General features: G+C 44.4%; 4 protein-coding genes (1 of these 4 cut by a window edge). 3 read left to right on the top strand and 1 reads right to left on the bottom strand.

All coding sequences use genetic code 11. From position 1 onward, the window contains the following. The first annotated feature begins 120 nt into the window (after positions 1–120). Positions 121–1,143 (top strand): alpha/beta hydrolase family protein, encoded by a 1,023-nt coding sequence (locus GWG06_RS25370; protein ID WP_160716983.1) that lies wholly within the window; start codon positions 121–123, stop codon positions 1,141–1,143. Between the two features lie 168 nt (positions 1,144–1,311). After that, the gene (locus GWG06_RS25365; RefSeq protein WP_160716981.1) at positions 1,312–1,947 is read left to right on the top strand and encodes an NAD(P)H-binding protein; all 636 of its coding nucleotides are present in this window, start codon (positions 1,312–1,314) and stop codon (positions 1,945–1,947) included. Between the two features lie 227 nt (positions 1,948–2,174). On the opposite strand, the gene GWG06_RS25360 is transcribed toward GWG06_RS25365, so the two are convergent. Next, positions 2,175–3,611 carry a S41 family peptidase gene (locus GWG06_RS25360; protein ID WP_160716979.1) on the bottom strand — a complete coding sequence of 479 codons (1,437 nt, stop codon included), beginning with the start codon at positions 3,609–3,611 and terminating at the stop codon, positions 2,175–2,177. 854 nt (positions 3,612–4,465) lie between these two features. Between GWG06_RS25360 and GWG06_RS25355 the strand changes: the two genes are divergently transcribed. Further along, positions 4,466–22,931, top strand: partial view of a non-ribosomal peptide synthase/polyketide synthase gene (locus GWG06_RS25355; protein WP_160716977.1) — the 5' portion only. Its footprint extends 13,883 nt past the window's final position; 18,466 of the gene's 32,349 nt are visible here — the first part of the coding sequence; it begins with the start codon at positions 4,466–4,468; the stop codon falls past the right edge of the window.

Raw genomic sequence — 22,931 nt, 5'->3', positions numbered from 1 at the left:
AAAAAACAAGAAGTATAACTTTAAAAAATATCATGATACAACAATAAAATGCCAACAAGGTATAAACAAGCTCTAAAATAAATTCTATTATTTAATCATGAGTTTAAAAAATTCAAATAAATGAAAAATCAAATCAATTTATCGGGTATTGAGGTGCAACCCACTCCCACCGCAAGAATGTCAAAGGAACTTTTAGAAAAAGCCAAAAAACAAGCCGACGAAATTTCGGAAGAAGACTATACCAAAGTGATGGGTCTGGTAAATGTCTGCAAAAGAGAATGGCGCAGCATCCTGCACAAGACCCCCGACGATTACGGCATGACGGGCTGGGAAGATATTTATTTTCCTGCCGACGATGGCGTGCCCATCAGCGGATGGTATATTCCGGCAAAAGGTGGCGAAAGCGATAAACTCATTATTTTTAATCATGCTTTGCCTATGTGCCGCGCGGGTTTTCAAGGGCACATGGGGTTGCCGTGGGCAGGATTTATTGATTGTGAAATTGATTTCGTAATTCAAATGAAAATCCTGACCGATGCGGGTTACAACATTATAGCATACGATTTGCGCAACCACGGCCAAAGCGGCGAAGCCAATAATAAAATGTGCGGCATCGGTCATTTGGAATGGCGCGACTGCGTGGGCGTAAAAAAATATGTAGATGCACATCCCCGGTTGAGCAAAATGAAAGTAGCATTGTTCAACCAATGTTTGGGAGGGCTTTCGCAGTGGCATGCTTTGTACCGTCATCCTGAATTATTTGAAAATGTAAGATGTTTTGTAAATCCCTTAGTGCCAAATATGGAGGATGTTTATCAGGCATTTTCCGAAGCAAATGGCATTTCACAATACCTGGATTTGCTCGATTTTGAACTATTGAAAGCAGGTGGTTTTACCCGCGATGAAATGGATCCGCGCAAATATTCCAGGAATGTGAAAATGCCTTTAATCATGTGGCAGGTGGAAAGAGATTCCTGGGTTAAAAATGCCAAGGCCAGTTCGCAATCTACCTTCGATTCTATCCCAAGCAACAACAAAGAACTGATTTGGGTAGATAGCGACAATCGTTTTAAAGATGGCTATAATTATTTCGGCAGAACGCCCGAAAAAGTATTGGCTTTCCTGGACAAGTATATGAAGTAGAGAGGAGGAAAAACACAATGAAATTCAATGATGACAGGTGTTTGTGAGGCAAGTGCTTAATTCTGAAGGGTAATTTCATGTAACGAAACAGCGTAAGCAAAAAATGCGCTACGTTGTTTCGTTGTTCTTCATGACTTATTAGATATTATAGAATAAATAAAAAATAAGATGGTAACAAAAATTTTAGTGTTAGGTGCTGGCGGAGCAATTGCCCAGCATGTAATTGACTATCTTAAAGACAAAAAGAATATTGAATTAACCTTGTTTGCAAGAAACACGAACGGTCTGGCAGAACAAGCTCCCAATGCCAACATCATCAAAGGCGATGTACTGCACAAGCCCGATCTGGACAACGCTGTCAAAGGACAGGAGATTGTATATGCAAATCTTGCCGGGCAGATTGATAAAATGGCAGGAGAAATCGTTAAATCAATGGAAACCGCCGGAGTAAAACGTTTAATATTCATTACCTCTTTGGGAATCTATAAAGAAATACCGGGCAAATTCGGACAATGGAATGAACGGATGATCGGTTCCGACTTGATTCGCTATCGTCACGCAGCCGATATTATCGAAGCTTCTTCATTGGACTATACCATTATCCGCCCATCCTGGTTGACCGATAAAAATGAAACAGCTTACGAAACCACACAGAAAGGAGAACCGTTCGTAGGAACCGAAGTTGCAAGAAAAGCTGTTGCAGCCTACGTCGTAGATATTATAGAACATCCTGGAAAAGATGTTAAAGCGAGTGTAGGTGTAAATAAGCCCGGCGTTTACGGAGACAAACCAGGGTTCTATTAAAATGAAGAAAAATGAGGAAGAAAGGTTTGAAATTATAATGGATGCAAAATTGGCGATAACAGCAACACTAATGGTATATTTCGGATAATTTACGCCCAATCAGGTAGAAAAAGGTTCGCGTTTTGGACCATAGGGTTCACAAGAAACAGTAAAAAAATATAGAAGCCTGCAACTAAAATAATTGCAGGCTTTTTGCTTTTAGCGCAGACTTCAAAGCATACATTCAATCACGAATGTTGCTTAATGACAAAATCGATTTGTCTGTCAAACTTTGTTCTTAGGTCATTCGGCTGTGTTGGTATTTCAACGTCTGCCTTAATGCCTTTGGGGTCGTTTATGAAATGGGGTGTTCTCATTTTGTATTGAAAAGTAGGTATCCACACCAATGTTTTGGAATAAGGTAAAATAAATGCTTGTCCGCCCGCATTACTATAATTACTCCCTTGTGAATATTCTCCGTAAAATTTCCCGATTTTATGTTCCCTCATCAAGGCTAATAAGTGTCCGGTGGTTGAAAAACAGCCACCATTTATCAAAACATTGATCTTTCCTTTGTAAAAATTCACTTTGTTTTGTTGTAGCTCAAACCACCAATAATCTGTACTGTCAGTTTCTGTATAGCAATTTAATCCATCCTTGAATTTTGTTTCATTCAGATTTATTTCTTCGATATTGTCTGGATATTGAGCGTAATGCTTCCATTCATTTACACTTTTATATTTTGCTCCTGTATAATCAAAATAGTAATAGGGGGTGCTGGTTAAATATGAAAATAAGTAGTTGGCAATATCTGCAGAACCGCCACCGTTATCTCGTAAGTCGATAATTAAATTTTCAGTTTTTAAGCTGTCAAGTTGTGTGAAAAAGCGGTCTAACTGTTTCTCTGCTATTTTTCTGTCCGTTTCATTATAACCATTTTCAAATGAACGAAATTTCAGAATAGCCAAATTGTTTGTTCTGAATTCTGTTGTTAAAGGTTCGTTTTTTTCTGAAATGTTATTTGTATGTGTCTTGAATGGTATTCCCCTGAATGCGGCTTTCAGCTTATGATTGTTACTGTCTATATATTCAATTTCAAATTTTTCTGTTTGATTGTAGATAAAATAATAAAAGGGGAAATTACGGAATCGTGTATTTAACCCTGTTTCATTTCTTCCTTCAAGATGAATGTATTGTTTAATTTCGTTAACTACAGCGTTGATGTCTTTTCCATTTATTTTTAAAATTCTACATCCGGCATATTCCTTGTTTTCCTGAGATGATTTATCCAAATAGTAATTATTCTTAATTTTATAGATGCTGAAAGGAAAAACTAATCTGTCATTTAGTAAGGTAAACATTTGCCCCCTGTCAACTGTTGTATGCCCATCTTTGATTTTTGCCATTAAGGTGGCTGTTAGTTTATAATATTCTACAAGTGAAAGATCAGTTTTTATGGTGTTTTTTAAAGAGAAATATGTTTTGTCAAATTCATTTTTTGAACAAAACATAAATTGTCCCGGATGAATTGTATTTATTAAATTATATAGTTCTGAAAACTCGGTAATAATGCTGTCTTTTTTCAGCGATTTGTCAAGTAGCCCCGGCCCTTTTAATGCTGTGTTTTGTCCAAGTGCAAAATTGATGGTAAAAAATAAAGGTGCTAATAATATCTTAAAATTCATATAAAATGTTTTTTACACTACAGCCATTTCTCCGTAGTTCCCGTCCCCAAATATAGCGAGTTGTTTCCTTTGAACAAATGGGCTAGACAAGTTGCAGGATAATTAGGGCCTAAATTTAGCAATACAGGACGCAATGGCAAGCTTTTTAGGGGTTGCCTTCCCTCAGAATAAAAAATCGCCGGCAGGTGCTGGTAACCCTAAAACTTGTTAGCGTTTATTAATTGTTTATAACTAGGAAAGATTGATTGAATAAATGTGAATTGAAAATGTAAATGTTATTTATGGTTCAGATAATTTACACGCTATGATTAAAACGCTTACCTGGGTGTTCATCAGGAAAAACGAACATGCTTAGTGATGGATTCCCATAATGGGAAGTTTAAAGATAAGGTAGGCAAGAGAAAAGTGGCTGACGATAAAAGACAAGATCACAGCCTTTTTTTCCGGTATTCTCAAAAATGAATATTTACTGTTTTGAATTTACCGGTCAGTCACAGAATCATTTGCCGGCATCCCGGAGCAACTGCTGAAACAATTCACTGAGAAATCTTATTTATATATAAGGAACAGCTGTTATCCGCAGGGAAAACAGACGATTTTTTTTTGTGTTTTGCTTATTTTATTTTTATTTCGTTACAATAACCAGAAGACCCAATTAACCCGAGTATTTTATAGTATTTATATTAACATGCTTTAAGTACCTGCCTTGCACGAAAACCCAAGACAAACTTTCCCAAGCATCAGAAATGAAATTTGTTTAGCTCAAATGCAGTATTGCTGCTTTGTAACCCGTGTTGTAGTATAATCATACTACGGACTTCATCTTTACTTCTCATTAACCAAACAAAAGACACATGAAGAATGAAATAGCGGAAAACCCAGACAATAGTAATGCACTACAGGGAACATCATTTATATCCAGGTTGACCATATACCAGATTACTTTTTATCATGAATGGGTGCTGAATCCTTTGCGGAGTGACTATAATATGGTGATGGATCTGTCATTTACCGGTTATTTGGATACAGACCGTCTTAACACAAGTCTTATAAGATTAGTAAATGCCTACCTGTTTATTAGCAGCAATGTCCTGAATGCCGCGGATAATCAGTTGTATTGGGTTAAAAGGCCTGCTCTGTCAGCCCATACCACATTGCTGCATTATTATCCCGGTGGTCTTTCCGGAGAAGAAATATTGCAGTTGGTACAACAACCTTTCAACCTGGAAAAGGACCTTCTTATGCGGTTTCATTGCATCAGGCTGGATGACGGGAATTTCAGGCTGATATTTTGTATGCCGCACATACTCATTGATGGTCTTAGTTACGAGGATATGCTGCTGGAAATAACCAGGTTTTATAATGATGAAACATATACCGGGCCGTTCAGCCTGGAAGAGCAACAAAGATTATATCAGCAGTTGTCAGCAGATCTTACAGCAGTTTTGGAGCAGCATACAACGGGAATGAAAGCATTCTGGCAGAAGCATATGGAAGGAGTGGCCGGCGTAGATCTAACTTTTTTAAGCAGCGCCAATATTCCCGTTGAAACCGCCGGCGGGCACCCGGTGGGTGAATACCGGTTCAGTTTTGATGATAATGTATTATCCGGTATCAAACAGTTGTCCCGTAAATACATGCTCACACCATATACATTCGGACAGTTGGTCTATGCGATTCTGCTACACAGGATGTCAGGGCAGGAAATTATCGGAGTCAACTTCCCTGTAGCGATAACAGAAGGAAAGGACCTGATTTATGGAGCGCATGTTAATACCCTTGTCGCAGATTACAGGTTTGATGATACTACAACCCTGCAAGATCTCATTACACGTAACCTGGAGTATTTCCGTGAACTGAAATCAAGTATGGCAAGGTATTTTCCGGTGACTGGAATTATCTCCTGTGCTGTCAATAATGCTGTGCTGGATGTGGGGTTCGTTCAATCCAATCTGCGGACATCCGTTTTGCAGTTTGAAGGAGCGACAGCCTTAAAAAGCAATGATGAATTACATATCGACCTTACTGATAAACTGGTCTTTGAACAACAGATTGCTGATGGATTACTGAATTATCGTGTAAGATACAATAACAGGGAACTGGACGGGAGACTGGTAACAAACTTTATCGAAGCATACCGTAAATTATTCCCGGAAATTTTAAACGATCTACTGGAGGACAGAAATAATACGCTGATTGCCCGGTATGACCTACTGGGCGAAGAACAGTTGCAGCAAATTGTATACGACTGGAATAATACTACCCAACCTTACCCTGATGATAAAACAATTCATGCCATGTTCGAGGCGCAGGTATCCCTGACGCCAGATAGTATTGCCCTGCTGTATGAAGGAATAGCTGTTTCTTATCGAAGTTTAAATGAGCGCTCTGACCAGCTGGCCGTGTGGCTACGAAGCAGGTATCAAACCGGGAGAAATGTGATTGTGGGTTTATGTCTGGACCGGTCTCCGCATATGATAACCGCCATATTAGCAGTACTTAAATCCGGCGCCGCATATATGCCAATAGATCCGGATTACCCGGAAGAAAGAATCGCCTATTTGCTTGCCGACAGTGGTTGTGCTGTTGTTTTGTGTGATGAGCATCATGTCAGTAAATTAAGAGGTATCGGTGGAAATACGAATGTAGTATTTGAAAGTATTGATAACAGGGAGTTTCTGGAGAATCTTTCATATCCGGTTACTGATATGAAAGATGCATGTTCTGCTGACGATCTGGCTTATATTATTTATACGAGCGGCACTACAGGCAGGCCGAAAGGCGTAATGATCGAACACCACAGTATCGTAAACCTGGTTACAGACCTCCAGGTAAGGTATGGATTTCAGAAAGAAGAGGTAATTCTGCATTTCGCTAATTATGTGTTTGACGCCTCGGTGGAACAAATGTTCCTTGCGCTGCTTGGTGGACATAAATTACTGATCATAAAGAATTACAGCTGGAGTGATGAACAGCATTTTGTTAATACACTGATCGCCAATAGGGTCACATACATGGAAATGACCCCATCTTTCTTGTATCAGCTGCCCGTTACAGCTGTCCCTACGTTGCGGCGTATCAATTCCGGAGGAGAACATCTCAGCCAAAAATTACTGAAAAAGCTGCAGCAGGGAAACCTGGATGTTATTAACTCATACGGACCAACTGAAGTGGCCGTTACTTCAGTTGTAAATCTGTCAGGTGACAATAACTACATAGGTCGGCCCGTCGCTAATACTATAGCCTATGTACTGGATAAATTCCGGCGCCCGGTGCCGGTTGGTGTGATTGGGGAGTTATACCTGGGTGGGGCCGGCGTGGCCAGGGGGTATCTGCATCTTCCGGAATTAACGGAAGAACGGTTTATTCCCAATCCATTCCGCACCGCTGCGCAGAAACTAGCGGGTAAATATGAGAGGATTTACCAAACAGGTGACCTTGTCAGATATCTGCCGGAAGGTGATCTGGAGTATATAGGCAGAAATGATGCGCAGGTGAAAGTCCGTGGATTCAGGATTGAGACAGAAGAAATTGTTGCCGCTGTAACATCATTCGCAGGTATCACACAAGCCGTGGTTGTAGTGAGAGAGCAGGAGGAACTGAAGTCTCTGGTTACATATTACGTATCAGATACAGCAGTTGATCATATTGATCTTTTAGCACATCTGCAATCTGTTCTTCCGGATTATATGCTGCCGGCAATGTTTTTGCCCATTACGCATATACCATTAACTCCAAATGGTAAACTGGATAGTAGGGCATTGCCAGATCCGGATTTCCAGGTGCACCATAAATATACCAGCCCACGGAATGAAACGGAAAGACAACTATGCGTCATTTATGCAGAAGCTCTTGGGATAGATATACTGAGAGTAGGTGTGGAGGATGATTTTTTCAGAATGGGAGGCGACAGCATTGTCAGTATCCAGGTAGTTAACAGGATCAGGCAACGGCTGGGTCTCCGGCTGAATGTAAAAGACATCTTTGCTTACAGAACTATTTCATCCTTGTATAAGCATCTGCTGGAGAGGGAAACAGACCAACATACAGGCATTGAATCAGAACAGGGCATTCTGTCAGGAATATTCGCGCTGTTACCGGTACAGCAATGGTTTTTCAATAATGTGCAGAATGGAAATTTTTCCAGGTATCATCACTGGAATCAATCCTTTACTATTGATACCCCGGAGCTGGAAGCGGAGATACTGTATGTCAGTCTCCTAAAGCTGCTGCAGCAACATGATATGCTTCGTGCTGTTTACCATGGTAATACGGGTGAATCTTCATTCATACAGGAATACAATGAGGAAATACCTGCTATTACCATAGCATACATTGATGCAGATAATATTTCAGGAGAAGAACAACTGGACCACCTGCTTACCAGCCTGCAGGCAGATTTTGATATTCACAGCGGGAGAATATTCCAGGTCGCATGCCTGACAGGGTTTGAAAAGGAGAGGACCACGCTCTGGTTTTCTTTCCATCATCTTGTTATCGATGCCGTAAGCTGGCGGATCATAAAGAATGATCTGCAGAAGATATACGATTATCTGTTCAGCGCCGCAGGAGCGTCAAATCTGACAATCGAAGGTGAAGTATGTTACCATACATTAACAGGGATACCGGTAAGCCTGATTCTCGGGGAAAAGGGAAGCAGCTATCGTCAATGGGTAAACGCAGCAAACCACTACAAGATAGCTGATGAAACAGAACGGGCAGTAGAAGAAAGTTACTGGCAGCATGTAGTCAAGGATATTAATAACAGCAATGCCTTGTGGGAGAAGCTGGCAGAACCGGTTATCAGAGAATCATCCGTAATATTTACGGAAGAGGAAACCACTGCATTGTTAACGGAGTGCAACCATATTTATAATACTGATATTACGGATGTGCTGCTGACTGCACTGGGCAGGGCATTATGGATGCTCACAGATACGGAAAAGCACCACATAGTGCTGGAAGGACATGGCAGGGAGGAACTGTGGCCGGCACTGGATGTTACGCATACCGTAGGATGGTTTACCACGATGTATCCTGTGTTGCTGGAAGTGTCCGGGAAGATGGAGACAGATATAACAAGGGTAAAGGAAATGCTCCGGAAGGTACCGCAGCACGGGTTCGGCTACGGTGTACTGAAAGGGTATGCAGAACAGGAGCTGCCCCGTATCACTTTTAATTATCTTGGGCGTTTCGATGAAGAGAATAAGGAGCGGCAGGCCTCATGGCGTATCAGCGGAGAAGGCAGGGGAGTGGCAGTATCTCCCGTTAACAAAGATCATAACATCATTGATATCAATGGAGGAGTGGTAAATGCACAACTCCGTTTTAAAATCACTGCAGCACTCAGTGATGATATGCTTACCCGGCTCTCAGAGCTTTTTGGTACAGCATTGCGGACTATAATAACTTATTTGCGGCAACATCCCCGTCGCTATTTCACACCGGCAGATATTGATTACATTATTTCTCCTGAGTACCTGTCACATCTGCAACAGGGAAAGGAAGTAACAGGAGTATATCTCGCAAACAGCCTGCAGGAGGGATTTATCTATCATGCATTGAGTCAGGGAAAGACGGATGAAGCTTACCATATACAACATATCTGGGATTATCATAATCCGCTGAATGTAACACAGCTGCAGCTGGCATGGCAATCTGCACAAGTCCGGTTCAGTTCTCTGCGTCTGCGGTTTAGCTGGGAAGATGAACTGATACAAATTATAGATGCTGAACAGTTATTGGCATGGAAGTTTACAGATGTAAGCAATCAACCCCTGGAAGCGCAGCAGCATTTTTTTGATGATTTACTGGCTGCCGACAAGAAAGAAATATATAATTTGGCCGAAGGCCAGTTGTTCAGGGTATATATTTTTAAATGGGATGACAACAGATACAGCTGCATTTTAAGCTGTCACCATATTATCCTGGATGGTTGGAGTATGCCTGTGCTGATCAGCTATGTACATAACAGATATCTGCAGCTGTGCAATGATATTCCCGGGGCTTCTGTACAGGATGAAAGTTATAATGCTGCACAGCACTATTTGCAGCAACACCGCAACCGTCACGCCGGTTACTGGGAAAATTATGTTTCCCAACTTGAACAACAGGAAGATCTTAGCAGTCTGCTCCGGGAAGAGGTGCGTAACCTGCAGCTGAGTGATTACCGGCAGGTTACCAGGAGTCTCGTTCAGTCTTTCGTCATTGACGGAGACTATTATAAGCAATTGAAAGCCCTATGTGCTGTAAACGGAATTACTATCAACGCTGTCTTGCAATATGCCTGGCACACACAGTTGCGTGTTTATGGTAATACAGACACTACTGTGCTTGGGATGACTGTTTCCGGCCGTAACCTGCCTGTAGAGGGAATTGAGGAGTCTGTAGGATTATTTATAAATACGCTGCCGGTAATATTGCACCATTCCGCGGGTAGTGTAATCACAGCTATACAGCAACTGCAGGCTGATATTAATGAAATAAATAATCGTAGTGATATTGATCTGGCAAAATTGCATTCTGCCGGCAGAAGGCTTTTCAGCAGTCTTTTTGTGTATGAAAATTATCCGATGCCAGCTAACCTCAGGCAGGATGAACTGGAGATAACGTTCAGGCCGGGTTTCGAAAAACTTGATTATCCCCTGGCTGTTACCATTTCTGAACAGGAAGGAGCAGTCAGATTCCAGCTACAGTATGCCGGGGAATTGTTTACGGATGATACTATCCGCAGGGTACTTGAGGGGATCCGTTCAGTATTGGATCAGCTGGTATATACGCCTTCTATCAATACGGAAGAGATACAGTATCTTACGCCAGCGGAAATGCTGCAGGTATACGGGTCGGGAAAGTTTATTGCAGGTGAAACTGCCGGCACGCTTCATCAGTATTTTGAGCAGCAGGCGGTATTGTTTGCTGATCATACAGCGTTGGTATATGAAGGGGAGGCGCTGACTTACGGAGAACTGAATGCCCGCGCCAACCGGCTGGCATCGTACCTTATCCCGGTTTATGGATTGAAGCGTGACGACCTGGTAGGCTTGTGCCTTGACCGCTCTTTATGGCAGGTGATCAGTATCCTGGCTGTTCTGAAGGCGGGAGCTGCGTATGTTCCCATGGAAACAAGCTATCCTGATGAACGGTTATCATATATGATATCGGATGCCGGCCCCCGTGTGGTGCTGACTTCTGCTGCACACTATACCCGTTTGTCGGGCCTCAGCAGTGCGCCGGTATTGATAGCTTCGGATGTTGCCGTATCCGGGGATTACTCCTCAGCCAATCCTGTTACAACCACCGGGAGCGGTGATCTGGCCTATGTAATCTATACAAGTGGTACCACCGGTCATCCCAAAGGTGTGATGGTGGAACATGGTCATGTGCTGCGGCTGTTCCGTTCCACCTCCGGGCTGTATGGCTTTAACAGCGAAGATGTGTGGACGTTGTATCATTCCTATGTATTTGACTTCAGTGTATGGGAGATTTGGGGTGCGTTACTGCATGGTGGCCGTCTGCTGATTCCTTCGGGAGAACAGATCCATGATCCGGTATTGTTTTATGAGCTGTGCGCTGATGGTGGGGTAACAGTACTGAACCAGACTCCGCACGCCTTCTACCAGTTTGCGGATACCGCAGTGGTACAGCCATCTGCGTTGCATCGTTTACGTTATATCATTTTCGGGGGGGAGGCCCTGAACCTTTCCCAGCTGAAGACCTGGTACAGCCGGTATGGGGCGGTCGGTCCGCGGCTGGTAAATATGTACGGGATCACGGAAACCACGGTACATGTTACCTACAAGGAGCTTTATGCAGATTTCCCTGAGGGAGGCTCACTGATAGGCGAGCCGTTACCGGACCTGACAGCGTATATACTAGACCGTTATTTACGTCCTCTTCCGGCGGGAGCGCAGGGCGAGCTTTATGTAGGAGGGGCTGGTGTTTCGCGGGGTTACCTGAACCGTCCGGACCTGACAGCCGACCGTTTTATCGCCAATCCTTTCCAGACGGATGAGGAAGCGGGGGCAGGTGTGAACGGACGGTTATACCGTACGGGCGATATCGTGCGCCGGCTTTCCGATGGTTGTCTGGAGTACTGCGGCCGCAATGACTTCCAGGTGAAGATCCGTGGTTATCGTATAGAGCTGGATGAAATCATCACCCGTTTATCGTCCTACCCCGGTATCCGTCAGTCAGTGGTAATAGCCAAAGAACGTGATGGGATGCGTTATCTGGCGGGCTATTACGTATCAGATACGGCAATGTCCTCAGCAGCTATACTGGATTACCTTGGTTTGGTGCTGCCAGCCTATATGCTGCCATCGGTGCTGGTGCATCTGCATCATTTCCCACTGACAGTGAACGGGAAGCTGGATACCGCTTCGCTGCCCGACCCCGTATTTGCCGGCAATAATGATTATGTGGCGCCTGCAACTGCCACAGAGCAGGAGCTGGGTCGCATATACGGAGATATTCTTGGGCTGGATACTGCACAAATAGGTGTTGCTGATGATTTTTTTGCATTGGGAGGTAATAGTATTCTGGCTATCAGATTGGCTGGAAGAATAAATAAAACACTGGATACAGCCTTAAGCGTAACGGATATTTTCCGGCAGAGAACAATTGGGCAGTTAGCTATCTATCTGCAACAACACCATACTGTACAACCCCATATTACCCGGATAATCCCTGATCAGCCGGAAGATATACTGCTGTCCTTTTCCCAGGAACGTTTATGGTTTATTGAGCAGTTTGAAGGAGGGAGCAATGCCTACAATATTCCGATGGCATTCCGGATCAGGGAATCAACAAATGAAGACAGTCTGATATTGGCTTTACAGCAGATTGTTGTAAGGCAGGAAGTGTTGCGTAGCTATATAAGGAATACAGGTGATGGTAAGAGCTATCAGTTACCAACTGCAGAAAATGAATACGTACTATTGGTAGAAAGGCTGCATATTACTGCTTCCGGATTAGATGCTGCTTTGGAAAAATCCTTCAATCACATTTTTAATCTGGAAAGGGAATATCCGCTGAAGGTTACGCTTTATCAGACAGACGAAACGATCCGGTATATCAGTATCGTGATACATCATATTGCATTTGATGGCTGGTCGGGAGATCTGATGATACGGGAACTTCAGCAGCATTATCACCACTTTGAAGCGATCAGGCAGGGAGATAATGAATCCGCAATGAAGTACAGGCTGCCGGAATTACCTGTACAATACAGGGATTTTGCAATATGGCAACGCAATTATTTAAAAGATGAAATACTGGCTACTCAACTGGAATACTGGAAAAAAGTGTTGTCAGGATTTGAACCATTATCACTCGTAACAGGTAAAGACAGGCCAGCCAGACTCAGCTACGCCGGTGCAGATATGCATTTTACCATTGATGCAGCTGTCAGCATGGATTTAAGAAACGTGGCAAAGGAACTGGAAGTGAGTATGTACAGCCTGCTGCTCAGTGGATATTATCTGCTGATGGCAGTGTACAGTCATCAGGATGATATAGTGATTGGCAGCCCCGTTGCGAACCGTCATCATCCTGAAATTACGGAGGTAATTGGTTTTTTTGTAAATACGCTCGCTTTACGGGAAAAAATAGACAGGGAACAATCGTTAACCGAATTTATCCGGCAGGTTGGAGCCTCCGTAACAAAAGCCCAGTTGCATCAGGATCTGCCATTTGAAAGACTGGTGCAAGAGCTGGACATTGAACATGATCCTTCCAGACATCCGGTGTTCCAGGTAGTTTTCGGGATTACCCAGTTTAATGTGGAACAAAAGCAGGAGGTAGATACCTTGCTGGAAACATATGATCTGCCGGATGCTTTTCAGATAGCCAGATTTGATATTACAACAGACATGGATATCAGTGCCACTGAAATAACTGGTTCCTTTAACTATGCAACTGCTGTGTTTGATGCGGCAACCATTTCGGATTACATCAGCACTTACCGGGTAATACTGGCACAACTGGCCCTGATTACGAAAGCATCCGAGAAAGATAGGAAGGTCAAATCCTTGCAGTATCTGTCAGCCGCCGACAGGAAGAAATTGCTTGCCGACTGGAATGATACCACACAATTCTTTCCGGAACATAAAACCATACAGGAATTATTCGAAGAACAGGTATTACGTGTACCGGCAAATACGGCTGTAGTATATGATGGCATACAAACGACATACACAGCTCTTAATGAGCAGGCAAACCGTCTGGCGGTTTACCTGAAAGAGACCTGCCAGGTGCAACCCGGAGATCTTGTAGCCCTGTATATCGGCCGTTCGGCTGATACATTGTCAGCCATATTGGGGATACTGAAATCCGGTGCAGCCTACGTTCCGGTAGATGTTACCTATCCTGATGAGCGTACAGCCTTTATATTAACAGATACAGAAGTAAAAGTAGTGCTTACTGTAGCAGAATTTAAAGCCAGGCTGGAGTCGCTGGTGGTGGACGAGCAGGTTAATGTGGTGAGCATTGATGATGTTTACTTCCAGATTTCGCTTAGCCTCATGTCTCCGGATAATCATCCGGTTGTTACCTCTGCAGAGGGGCTGGCATATGTGATCTATACGAGTGGTACAACCGGCAGACCCAAAGGTGTAATGCTCCGGCATAAGGGAGTGGTGAACCTAGCCAGGTCACAGGGCCGGGAATTCGGATTGATCGGAGACGAAATCACGGGTGTCAGGAATTGCCTCTGGTATGCCAGCTATGTATTTGATGCGCATGTCTCTGAAATGTTTACGTGTCTGCTTAACGGACACTGTTTATATATTCCGGATAATCAGACCCGCATGGATATTGCTTTGCTACAGGCGTTTATCGCAGGTAACAATATTCATATAGCCACTGTCCCTCCTGCATTGCTTGACAGTAATCATTTACTGCCATTGGAAACATTAGTAGTGGCAGGAGAGGTAACGGAGAACAGGTTATTGCAATTATATCATCGTGCATCAGTGCGGGTAATCAATGCATATGGCCCAACTGAAGCTACTGTTTGTGCTACTCTTCATCATTATAAGGAAGGAGATCATAACAGAGTAATCGGCCGGCCAGTTGGAAACGTAAGTACATATATACTGGACGTCGATATGAACCCTTTGCCACCAGGTGCTCCCGGAGAATTATACATTGGAGGAGCAGGGGTGGCTGCCGGTTATCTGCGTCAACCTGATTTAACAAACGGATGTTTTGTAATTAATCCATTTCAGACAATAACGGGTAAAGATGAGTTGCTGTATAAAACAGGCGACCTTGCCTGGTATCGGTCTGATGGCAATATCGTATTTGCGGGACGCAATGATTCCCAGGTAAAGATCCGGGGCCACAGAATTGAACTCACAGAAATCAGTACAGCTATTTCCGGTTATCCCGGGGTTCACCAGGCAATAGTACTGGCATTACAACAGCCGCAGACGGATAATAAATATCTGACCGGTTATTTTGTTGCTGAATCCTTAACAAACGCGGAAGTACTGCTGGAACATCTGAAAACGCAGCTGCCACTTTATATGATACCAGCTGTATTGGTCCAGGTACCTGAATTTCCACGAACAGTAAACGGAAAAGTAGATACGAAAGCACTGCAGAAACTGGGAATTACCAGGACAGACCATTATACAGCTCCTGAAACACCTGTTGAGATTGAAATGTGTAGGATTTATGCAGAAGTTCTCGACCTGAAGACATGGAAGGCGGGAGTAGATGACGATTTCTTCAGAATAGGCGGAAATAGTATTTCGGCGATTAAACTGGCTAGCAAACTTAATAAAACATTCGGCACGCAGCTGGGAGTGGCCAACATTTTTACATATCCTACCATCCGTCAGCTTTCCCGTTACCTTTATGTAGAAACGCAGGGTTGGCAGGTTATACAGCCGGTAGAGGTGGCACATCCGGAAGAACAGCTATTATCCTTTGCACAGGAACGTCTTTGGTTTATTGAATCATACGAAGGAAACAGTTATGCCTACAATATTCCGATGGCATTTAAATTGTCGCCGGTTGTAAATGTTGGCAATCTGCTGACTGCACTGCAGGCTGTTATAGCCAGGCATGAGGTATTGCGAAGTCTTATAAAGACCAGCACAGATGGAATTGGATATCAGCTGACACAGATCAATGAAAAGTATCCGGTACATGCCGGAATCATTGAACTTCCTGATCATAAGGCACTGGCGGACGCGATTGATAAAGATTTTCATCATGTATTCCGTTTGGATAATGAGTGTCCGGTTAGAGTAACCATATACTGTTTGGATGATCATAACCGATATATTAGTCTGGTATTGCATCATATTGCTTTCGACGGGTGGTCTTCAGATATTTTGATCCGGGACTTGCTGTATTTCTATTATTCATCCGGCAATCAGGAAACTGCAGTACCTCTGCCTGATCTGCCAGTTCAATATAAAGATTATGCATTGTGGCAACGTTCATATCTGACAGGTGATTTACTGGAGAAACAATTGTCTTATTGGAAAGACAATTTATCCGGATATATGCAGCTGAATCTTCCGGTTGACAGAAAACGTCCGTCGCTAATAGATTACACCGGTGCTGACATTGATTTTACTGTTGATGAAAAAACGTCTGCCTTACTGAGGGCGTTTGCAGGAGAACTGGAAGTAAGCCTTTACAGCCTGCTGCTCAGCGCGTATTACCTGCTGCTCGGAGCATATAGTGGTCAGGAAGACATTGTTGTTGGTAGTCCGGTTGCTAACAGACACCATTCAGGTGTGGAAGACCTGATCGGCTTTTTTGTAAACACGCTCGCGTTGCGCCAGGTGATAGATACTGAGCAGCCGCTGGATGAGTTTATCAGACAGGTAGGGAAAGCCGTTACTACGGCACAGTTACATCAGGATATTCCTTTTGAGAAGCTGGTGGCGGAGTTGAAGCTGACGCCTGATAGTTCACGTCATCCGGTTTTCCAGGTATTGTTCAGTCTGACAGATTTTGGCAGCTCACAGCGAAAGGAAGTAAATAAACTACTGGAACCGCTGGATATTGATTTCATTGATTACAGGGTCGCGAGGTTTGATATTACGGTTGTAATGGATGACAGCGGAGATGCTATCACCGGAACGTTCAACTATGCCACGGCACTGTTTGATGCGACCACCATACATGCTTATATCAATACCTACACCTCCATACTTACGCAGTTTGCCACACTGAGGGAAAACGGGGCCAGTCACGTACCGGTGAAATCGCTCTATTATGTAGACGAAGTATCCCGCGGGCAACAGGTATACAGCAGTCATACGCTGCTTGAAAGCCCTTTAACGGGCACGCTTCATCAGTATTTTGAGCAGCAGGCGGTATTGTTTGCTGATCATACAGCGTTGGTATATGAAGGGGAGTCACTGACTTACGGAGAACTGAATGCCCGCGCCAACCGGCTGGCATCGTACCTTATCCCGGTTTATGGATTGAAGCGTGACGACCTGGTAGGCTTGTGCCTTGACCGCTCTTTATGGCAGGTGATCAGTATCCTGGCTGTTCTGAAGGCGGGAGCTGCGTATGTTCCCATGGAAACAAGCTATCCTGATGAGCGGTTGTCATATATGATATCGGATGCGGGCGCCCGTGTGGTGCTGACTTCTGCTGCACACTATTCCCGTTTGTCGGGTCTCAGCAGTGCGCCGGTATTGATAGCTGCAGATGTTGCCGTATCGGGGGATTACTCCTCAGCCAATCCTGTTACAGCCACCGGGAGCGGTGATCTGGCCTATGTGATTTATACAAGTGGTACCACCGGTCATCCCAAAGGTGTGATGGTGGAGCATGGTCATGTGCTGCGGCTGTTCCGTTCCACATCCAGTCTCTATGGCTTTAACAGCGAAGATGTGTGGACGTTGTATCATTCCTATGTATTTGACTTCAGTGTATGGGAGATCTGGGGGGCGTTACTGCATGGTGGCCGTCTGCTGATTCCTTCGGGAGAACAGATCCATGATCCGGTACTGTTTTATGAGCTGTGCGCTGATGGTGGGGTAACTGTACTGAACCAGACTCCGCACGCCTTCTACCAGTTTGCGGATACCGCAGTGGCACAGCCATCTGCGTTGCATCGTTTGCGTTATATCATTTTCGGTGGGGAGGCCCTGAACCTTTCTCAGCTGAAGACCTGGTACAGCCGGTATGGGGCCGTCGGTCCGCGGCTGGTAAATATGTACGGGATCACGGAAACCACGGTACATGTTACCTGGAAGGAGCTTTATGCAGATTTCCCTGAGGGAGGCTCACTGATAGGGGAGCCGTTACCGGACCTGACAGCGTATATACTAGACCGTTATTTACGTCCTCTTCCGGCGGGAGCGCAGGGCGAGCTTTATGTAGGAGGGGCTGGTGTTTCGCGGGGTTACCTGAACCGTCCGGACCTGACAGCCGACCGTTTTATCGCCAATCCTTTCCAGACGAAAGAGGAAGCGGGGGCAGGTGTGAACGGACGGTTATACCGTACGGGCGATATCGTGCGCCGGCTTTCGGATGGTTGTCTGGAGTACTGCGGCCGTAATGACTTCCAGGTGAAGATCCGCGGTTATCGAATAGAGCTGGATGAAATCATCACCCGTTTATCGTCCTATCCCGGTATCCGTCAGTCAGTGGTAATAGCCAAAGAACGTGACGGGATGCGTTATCTGGCGGGCTATTACGTATCAGATACGGCAATGTCCTCAGCAGCTATACTGGATTACCTTGGTTCGGTGCTGCCAGCCTATATGCTGCCATCGGTGCTGGTGCATCTGCATCATTTCCCGCTGACAGTGAACGGGAAGCTGGATACCGCTTCGCTGCCCGACCCTGTATTTGCCGGCAGCAATGATTATGTGGCGCCTGCAACTGTTACCGAGCAGGAGTTGAGTGGTATTTATGCCGCTATCCTGGGATTGTCACCCGAAACGATAAGTGTACATGATGACTTCTTCAGCCTGGGAGGGGACAGTATTATAGCTATCCGGCTGGTGAGCCGGATTAACCAGCAATTAAACCGGCAGCTGAAAGTGAAAGATGTGTTCACACACCGGAGCATACGTACGCTGGGTAGTTACCTGGAAACACATGGGCATCAAAGTACAGCAGAAACATATGTTCCCTTCAGCCTGATGAGTCATACAGGAGTGGAAAGCATCCCGGACCTGACAGCTGTAGCGGATATTTATCCGGCAAGTTATCTGCAGACGGGCATGCTGTTTGAATCAGAACGGAGTGAGCCAGGGACCTATCATAATATCTCCTCTTATCATATACGTCATCAATATGACCATATGAAATTTACCCACATCTGGGAACAGTTGTCAGGTAAGCATGAGTTACTCAGGGCAGCGTTCCGGGTGTCGGAAAACGGATTTGACTGTATCATCTGTCATAAGACTGCTATTGAAATAGTAGTGTATGATAACCTCGATACCGACGCAATTATTGAAAGGGAACAATATCACCGTTTCGATTTTACAAAGGCAGGGTTGTTCCGGTTAATTATCAACAAGCGTAGTGCTGGATTTGATTTTATCTTCTCCATACATCATGCTATTGAGGATGGCTGGAGTGTAGCATCTCTCTCGGGAGAATTCATCAGGGCATATGTATCTGATGAACCAATAGCCGCAGATAAAATACCTGCCTACGGAGAGTTTGTTGCCAGAGAGCAACAGGCACTCAATGACCCCGGATACCTTGCATTCTGGAACAATTATCTGGAAGATATTACTATTACAAACACCAGATGGCGATATGAAACCCATAATACATCTGAAGCGTTTTTTAATGCCGTTTTCCTGACCGATATACAGGCCAGCCAGCAGATTGCTTTGCTGGCACAGGACCTGGCAGTTAGTACAGACAGTATATTCCTGTATGTTTATCTGAATACGCTGTGTACGTTTCTGGCACAGGATGATATTACGATTGGACTGGTAGTGAATAACAGGCTTGAAAAAGAGGGAGGAGACCGGCAGTTTGGATTATTCCTCAATACGGTTCCATTCAGGTATAAGCAGGTTTTGGCTCCTGATTATAAAGATGATATTACCCGGATTTTCAATCATAAACTGGAATTGTTTAATTACCGGGCATACCCCTATGCAAAAATAAAAGCAGACTCCGGGCAGGAGCTTTATCAGTTTGCATTTAATTTCGTCAACTTTCATATTCTGGGAAATGCGCTGAGAGAAGAAATACCGTATACTAACGGTTACGAACGTACCAATATTCCCTTTGTACTGAATATATCTGCCGGTGAAGGTGTTTATGAAGTAAGTATGACTGCACATGCGACAGTATGTGATCAGGATTTTCTTAATCATTTCATGCAGTATTACAAACGTAACCTGTATGAGCTGATAAACGGCCGTAGGAATTTCAGCAGCCTGAATCCGGAAGAATACAATAAGGTGATTTACCAGTGGAATACCGTGCCGGAACCGCACAGACAGGACCGGACAATTCATGTCATTTTTGAAAAACAGGTTACCAGTACGCCAGATAAGACAGCTGTAATTTATAATGATAAATGCCTGACATATGCAGCCCTGGATACAGCGGCCAGCCGGCTGGCCATATGGCTGAGAGACAAACAGGGCATCAGACCGAATGATCTCGTAGTAATCTGTATGGATCGCTCAGAACAGATGCTGATAGCAGTGCTGGCAGTATTGAAATCGGGAGGAGCCTATGTACCGGTAGATCCGGCATTCCCTGCCGAACGGATAGCGTATATTCTTAAGGATACCGCAGCCCGTATTGTGCTCACAAATGAAGCGTACAAGATGTTGCCGGTGTTTTCGGATCAAACAGTCACAGTAGCATGCCCGGATAGTCCGGCATTCGCGTCGATGCTGGAAAAAGATTGCAGCTATCTGTTATCAGGAGGCGGCGCCAGCGCCAATGACCTTTGTTATGTGATTTATACCAGTGGTACCACGGGGCAACCGAAAGGCGTAATGGTGGCGCATCACTCGTTTGTCAACCTGCTGGAATATTACAGGAATAATCCTTTTGCAAAGGAAGAATCCATCAGTACTTTGTCTGTTACCTCATTTGTATTTGATATATGGGGGCTGGAATATGGACTGACGCTTACGAGCGGAGGGTTTATTGAATTGGCGGGTAACAAATTGTTATCTACTGATACCAGCAGGTATACATTTATCCAGATAACTCCTGGTTTGTTATCAGCCAACTTTGAACAAATAAGGTTCAATAATCCTGCTTTAAAGCTGCTGGTAGGCGGCGAGGCGCTTACCGGTGAGCTACTTGACAAAATATTTACCGGAACGGATGTCAGCTACCTGCTTAACGTATACGGACCTACGGAAACAACGATCTGGTCATTGAACCAACTTAATACACCAAAGCACTATAATACCGCTATTGGCCGGCCGGTGGCCAATACTACGGTATATATTCTGGATAAGGCGCAGCATCCTGTACCGGTAGGGGTTGCAGGGGAATTGTATATCGGTGGCAATGGGGTAGCTCTCGGATATCTGCACCTGGATACATTGACTGCTGAGCGGTTTATCAATAACCCTTTCCGTACGGAGGAAGAAAAACGGCTGCAGGTTAATGAACGGCTGTACAGAACCGGAGATTTGGTGCGATACATGCCGGATGGAAGTATCCTTTTTATAGGAAGAAATGACCAACAGGTAAAAATAAACGGTTACCGGATTGAGCTGAATGAAATTGCTACTCATCTGTCCAGCTATCCCGGAATCAAACAATCCGCAGTCCTTGCGAAAGAGTTTAAGTCAGGTCATGGCAAATACCTGATTGCATACTACGAGTCAGCAACAGCCATAGATCAGCGGCGGCTGCAGGAATACCTGGGTAAGTATCTGCCGGAGTATATGTTGCCGGCAATGTTTGTACATCTTGATGCATTTCCGCTAACCGTAAACGGAAAACTTGACAGGAAAGCTTTGCCGGAAGGCACATACAGCAGACAACAACCATACCGGGCACCGGAAAATGAAACAGAGAAAATACTGGTTACTACCTACAGCAGATTACTGGGAATACCTGCCGCTGAAGTCGGGATGGATGATGATTTCTTTCATCTGGGGGGAAACAGTCTGCTGGTAATTAAACTGATCGGCAGCCTCCATACACAGTTTAATGTGAAAATGAGTATTGCGGAGATATATGGCAATAACACTATCAGCAGGCTGGCAACAGCGGTATCACAGCAAAAAGGTGTTCAGAAAACGATTGCTGAAAACCTGGCAGTCGGATCAGCATCTCAGTTATTATCCTTTGCTCAGGAAAGATTATGGTTTATTGAAAACTATGAAGGAGGTAGTAGTGCCTATAACATTCCTGTAGTATTGCGACTCAACAAATCTACAGATCCGGATAGTTTGCTGGCGGCATTACAGCGTATAGCTGAGAGGCATGAAGTACTGCGTTCGTTTATAAGAACTGCAGACGACGGAACCCCTTACCAGTTTGTACCGGATAACGAAGGACTGATCATGCCGGTGGACAGGAAAGTGTTCAGCTCACAAACTGAGATGGATGAAATCATAGCCAGAGATGCAGCTTATATTTTTAATCTTGCGGAAGAATTTCCCATGAAGATCACCTGCTACCGCGTTGAAAACGGAGGCACCTGGCTGGGTATTGTAATGCATCACATAGCTTTTGACGGGTGGTCTGTGGATATTATTGTAGAAGAACTACTGCACTATTACCATTATCATGAGGCAATGAAGAACGGGGGGGTAATAACCCCTCTGCCGGCCCTGCCGCTCCAATACAGGAATTACGCGCAATGGCAACGTCAATATCTTGCTGGCTCTGTACTGGATAATCAACTGGATTACTGGAAGAAAAAACTGACAGGCTTTGAGCCATTGAACCTGATCACTGGTAAGCAAAGACCTGCAGTAGTGAAATATGAAGGTGCAGATGTACATTTTTCCCTGGACAGGAAAATCAGCGAAGATCTCAGAAAAGTAGCTAAAGAACATGGGATTGGTATGTATAGCCTGTTACTGGGAGGATATTACCTGATGCTGGGTATTTACAGTAATCAACAGGATGTTGTTGTGGGATGTCCTGTTGCTAACCGCCACCACAGTAATGTGATACCACTTATAGGGTTCTTCGTAAATACACTGGCGTTAAGGCAGTTTATTGATCCCGAACAGCAACTCCTCACTTTTGTAAAAAATGTCGGTAACGCGGTAAAGGAAGCTCAATTATATCAGGATATTCCGTTTGAGAAATTAGTAGAAGAACTTTCGCTGCCACACGATACTTCCAGGCATCCTGTGTTTCAGGTAGTGCTGGAGCTGG

The sequence above is a fragment of the Chitinophaga solisilvae genome (assembly GCF_009928525.1).
GTDB classification, from domain to species: domain Bacteria; phylum Bacteroidota; class Bacteroidia; order Chitinophagales; family Chitinophagaceae; genus Chitinophaga; species Chitinophaga solisilvae.
The sequence above is the reverse complement of the archived record's forward strand: the minus strand, read 5'-3'. Positions and strand labels throughout refer to the sequence as shown.

Excerpts from the sequence above, each read along its gene's own strand:
- GWG06_RS25365 (WP_160716981.1), top strand. The coding sequence starts at position 1,312 with ATGGTAACAAAAATTTTAGTGTTAGGTGCTGGCGGAGCAATTGCCCAG.
- GWG06_RS25370 (WP_160716983.1), top strand. The coding sequence starts at position 121 with ATGAAAAATCAAATCAATTTATCGGGTATTGAGGTGCAACCCACTCCC.
- GWG06_RS25360 (WP_160716979.1), bottom strand. The coding sequence starts at position 3,611 with ATGAATTTTAAGATATTATTAGCACCTTTATTTTTTACCATCAATTTT.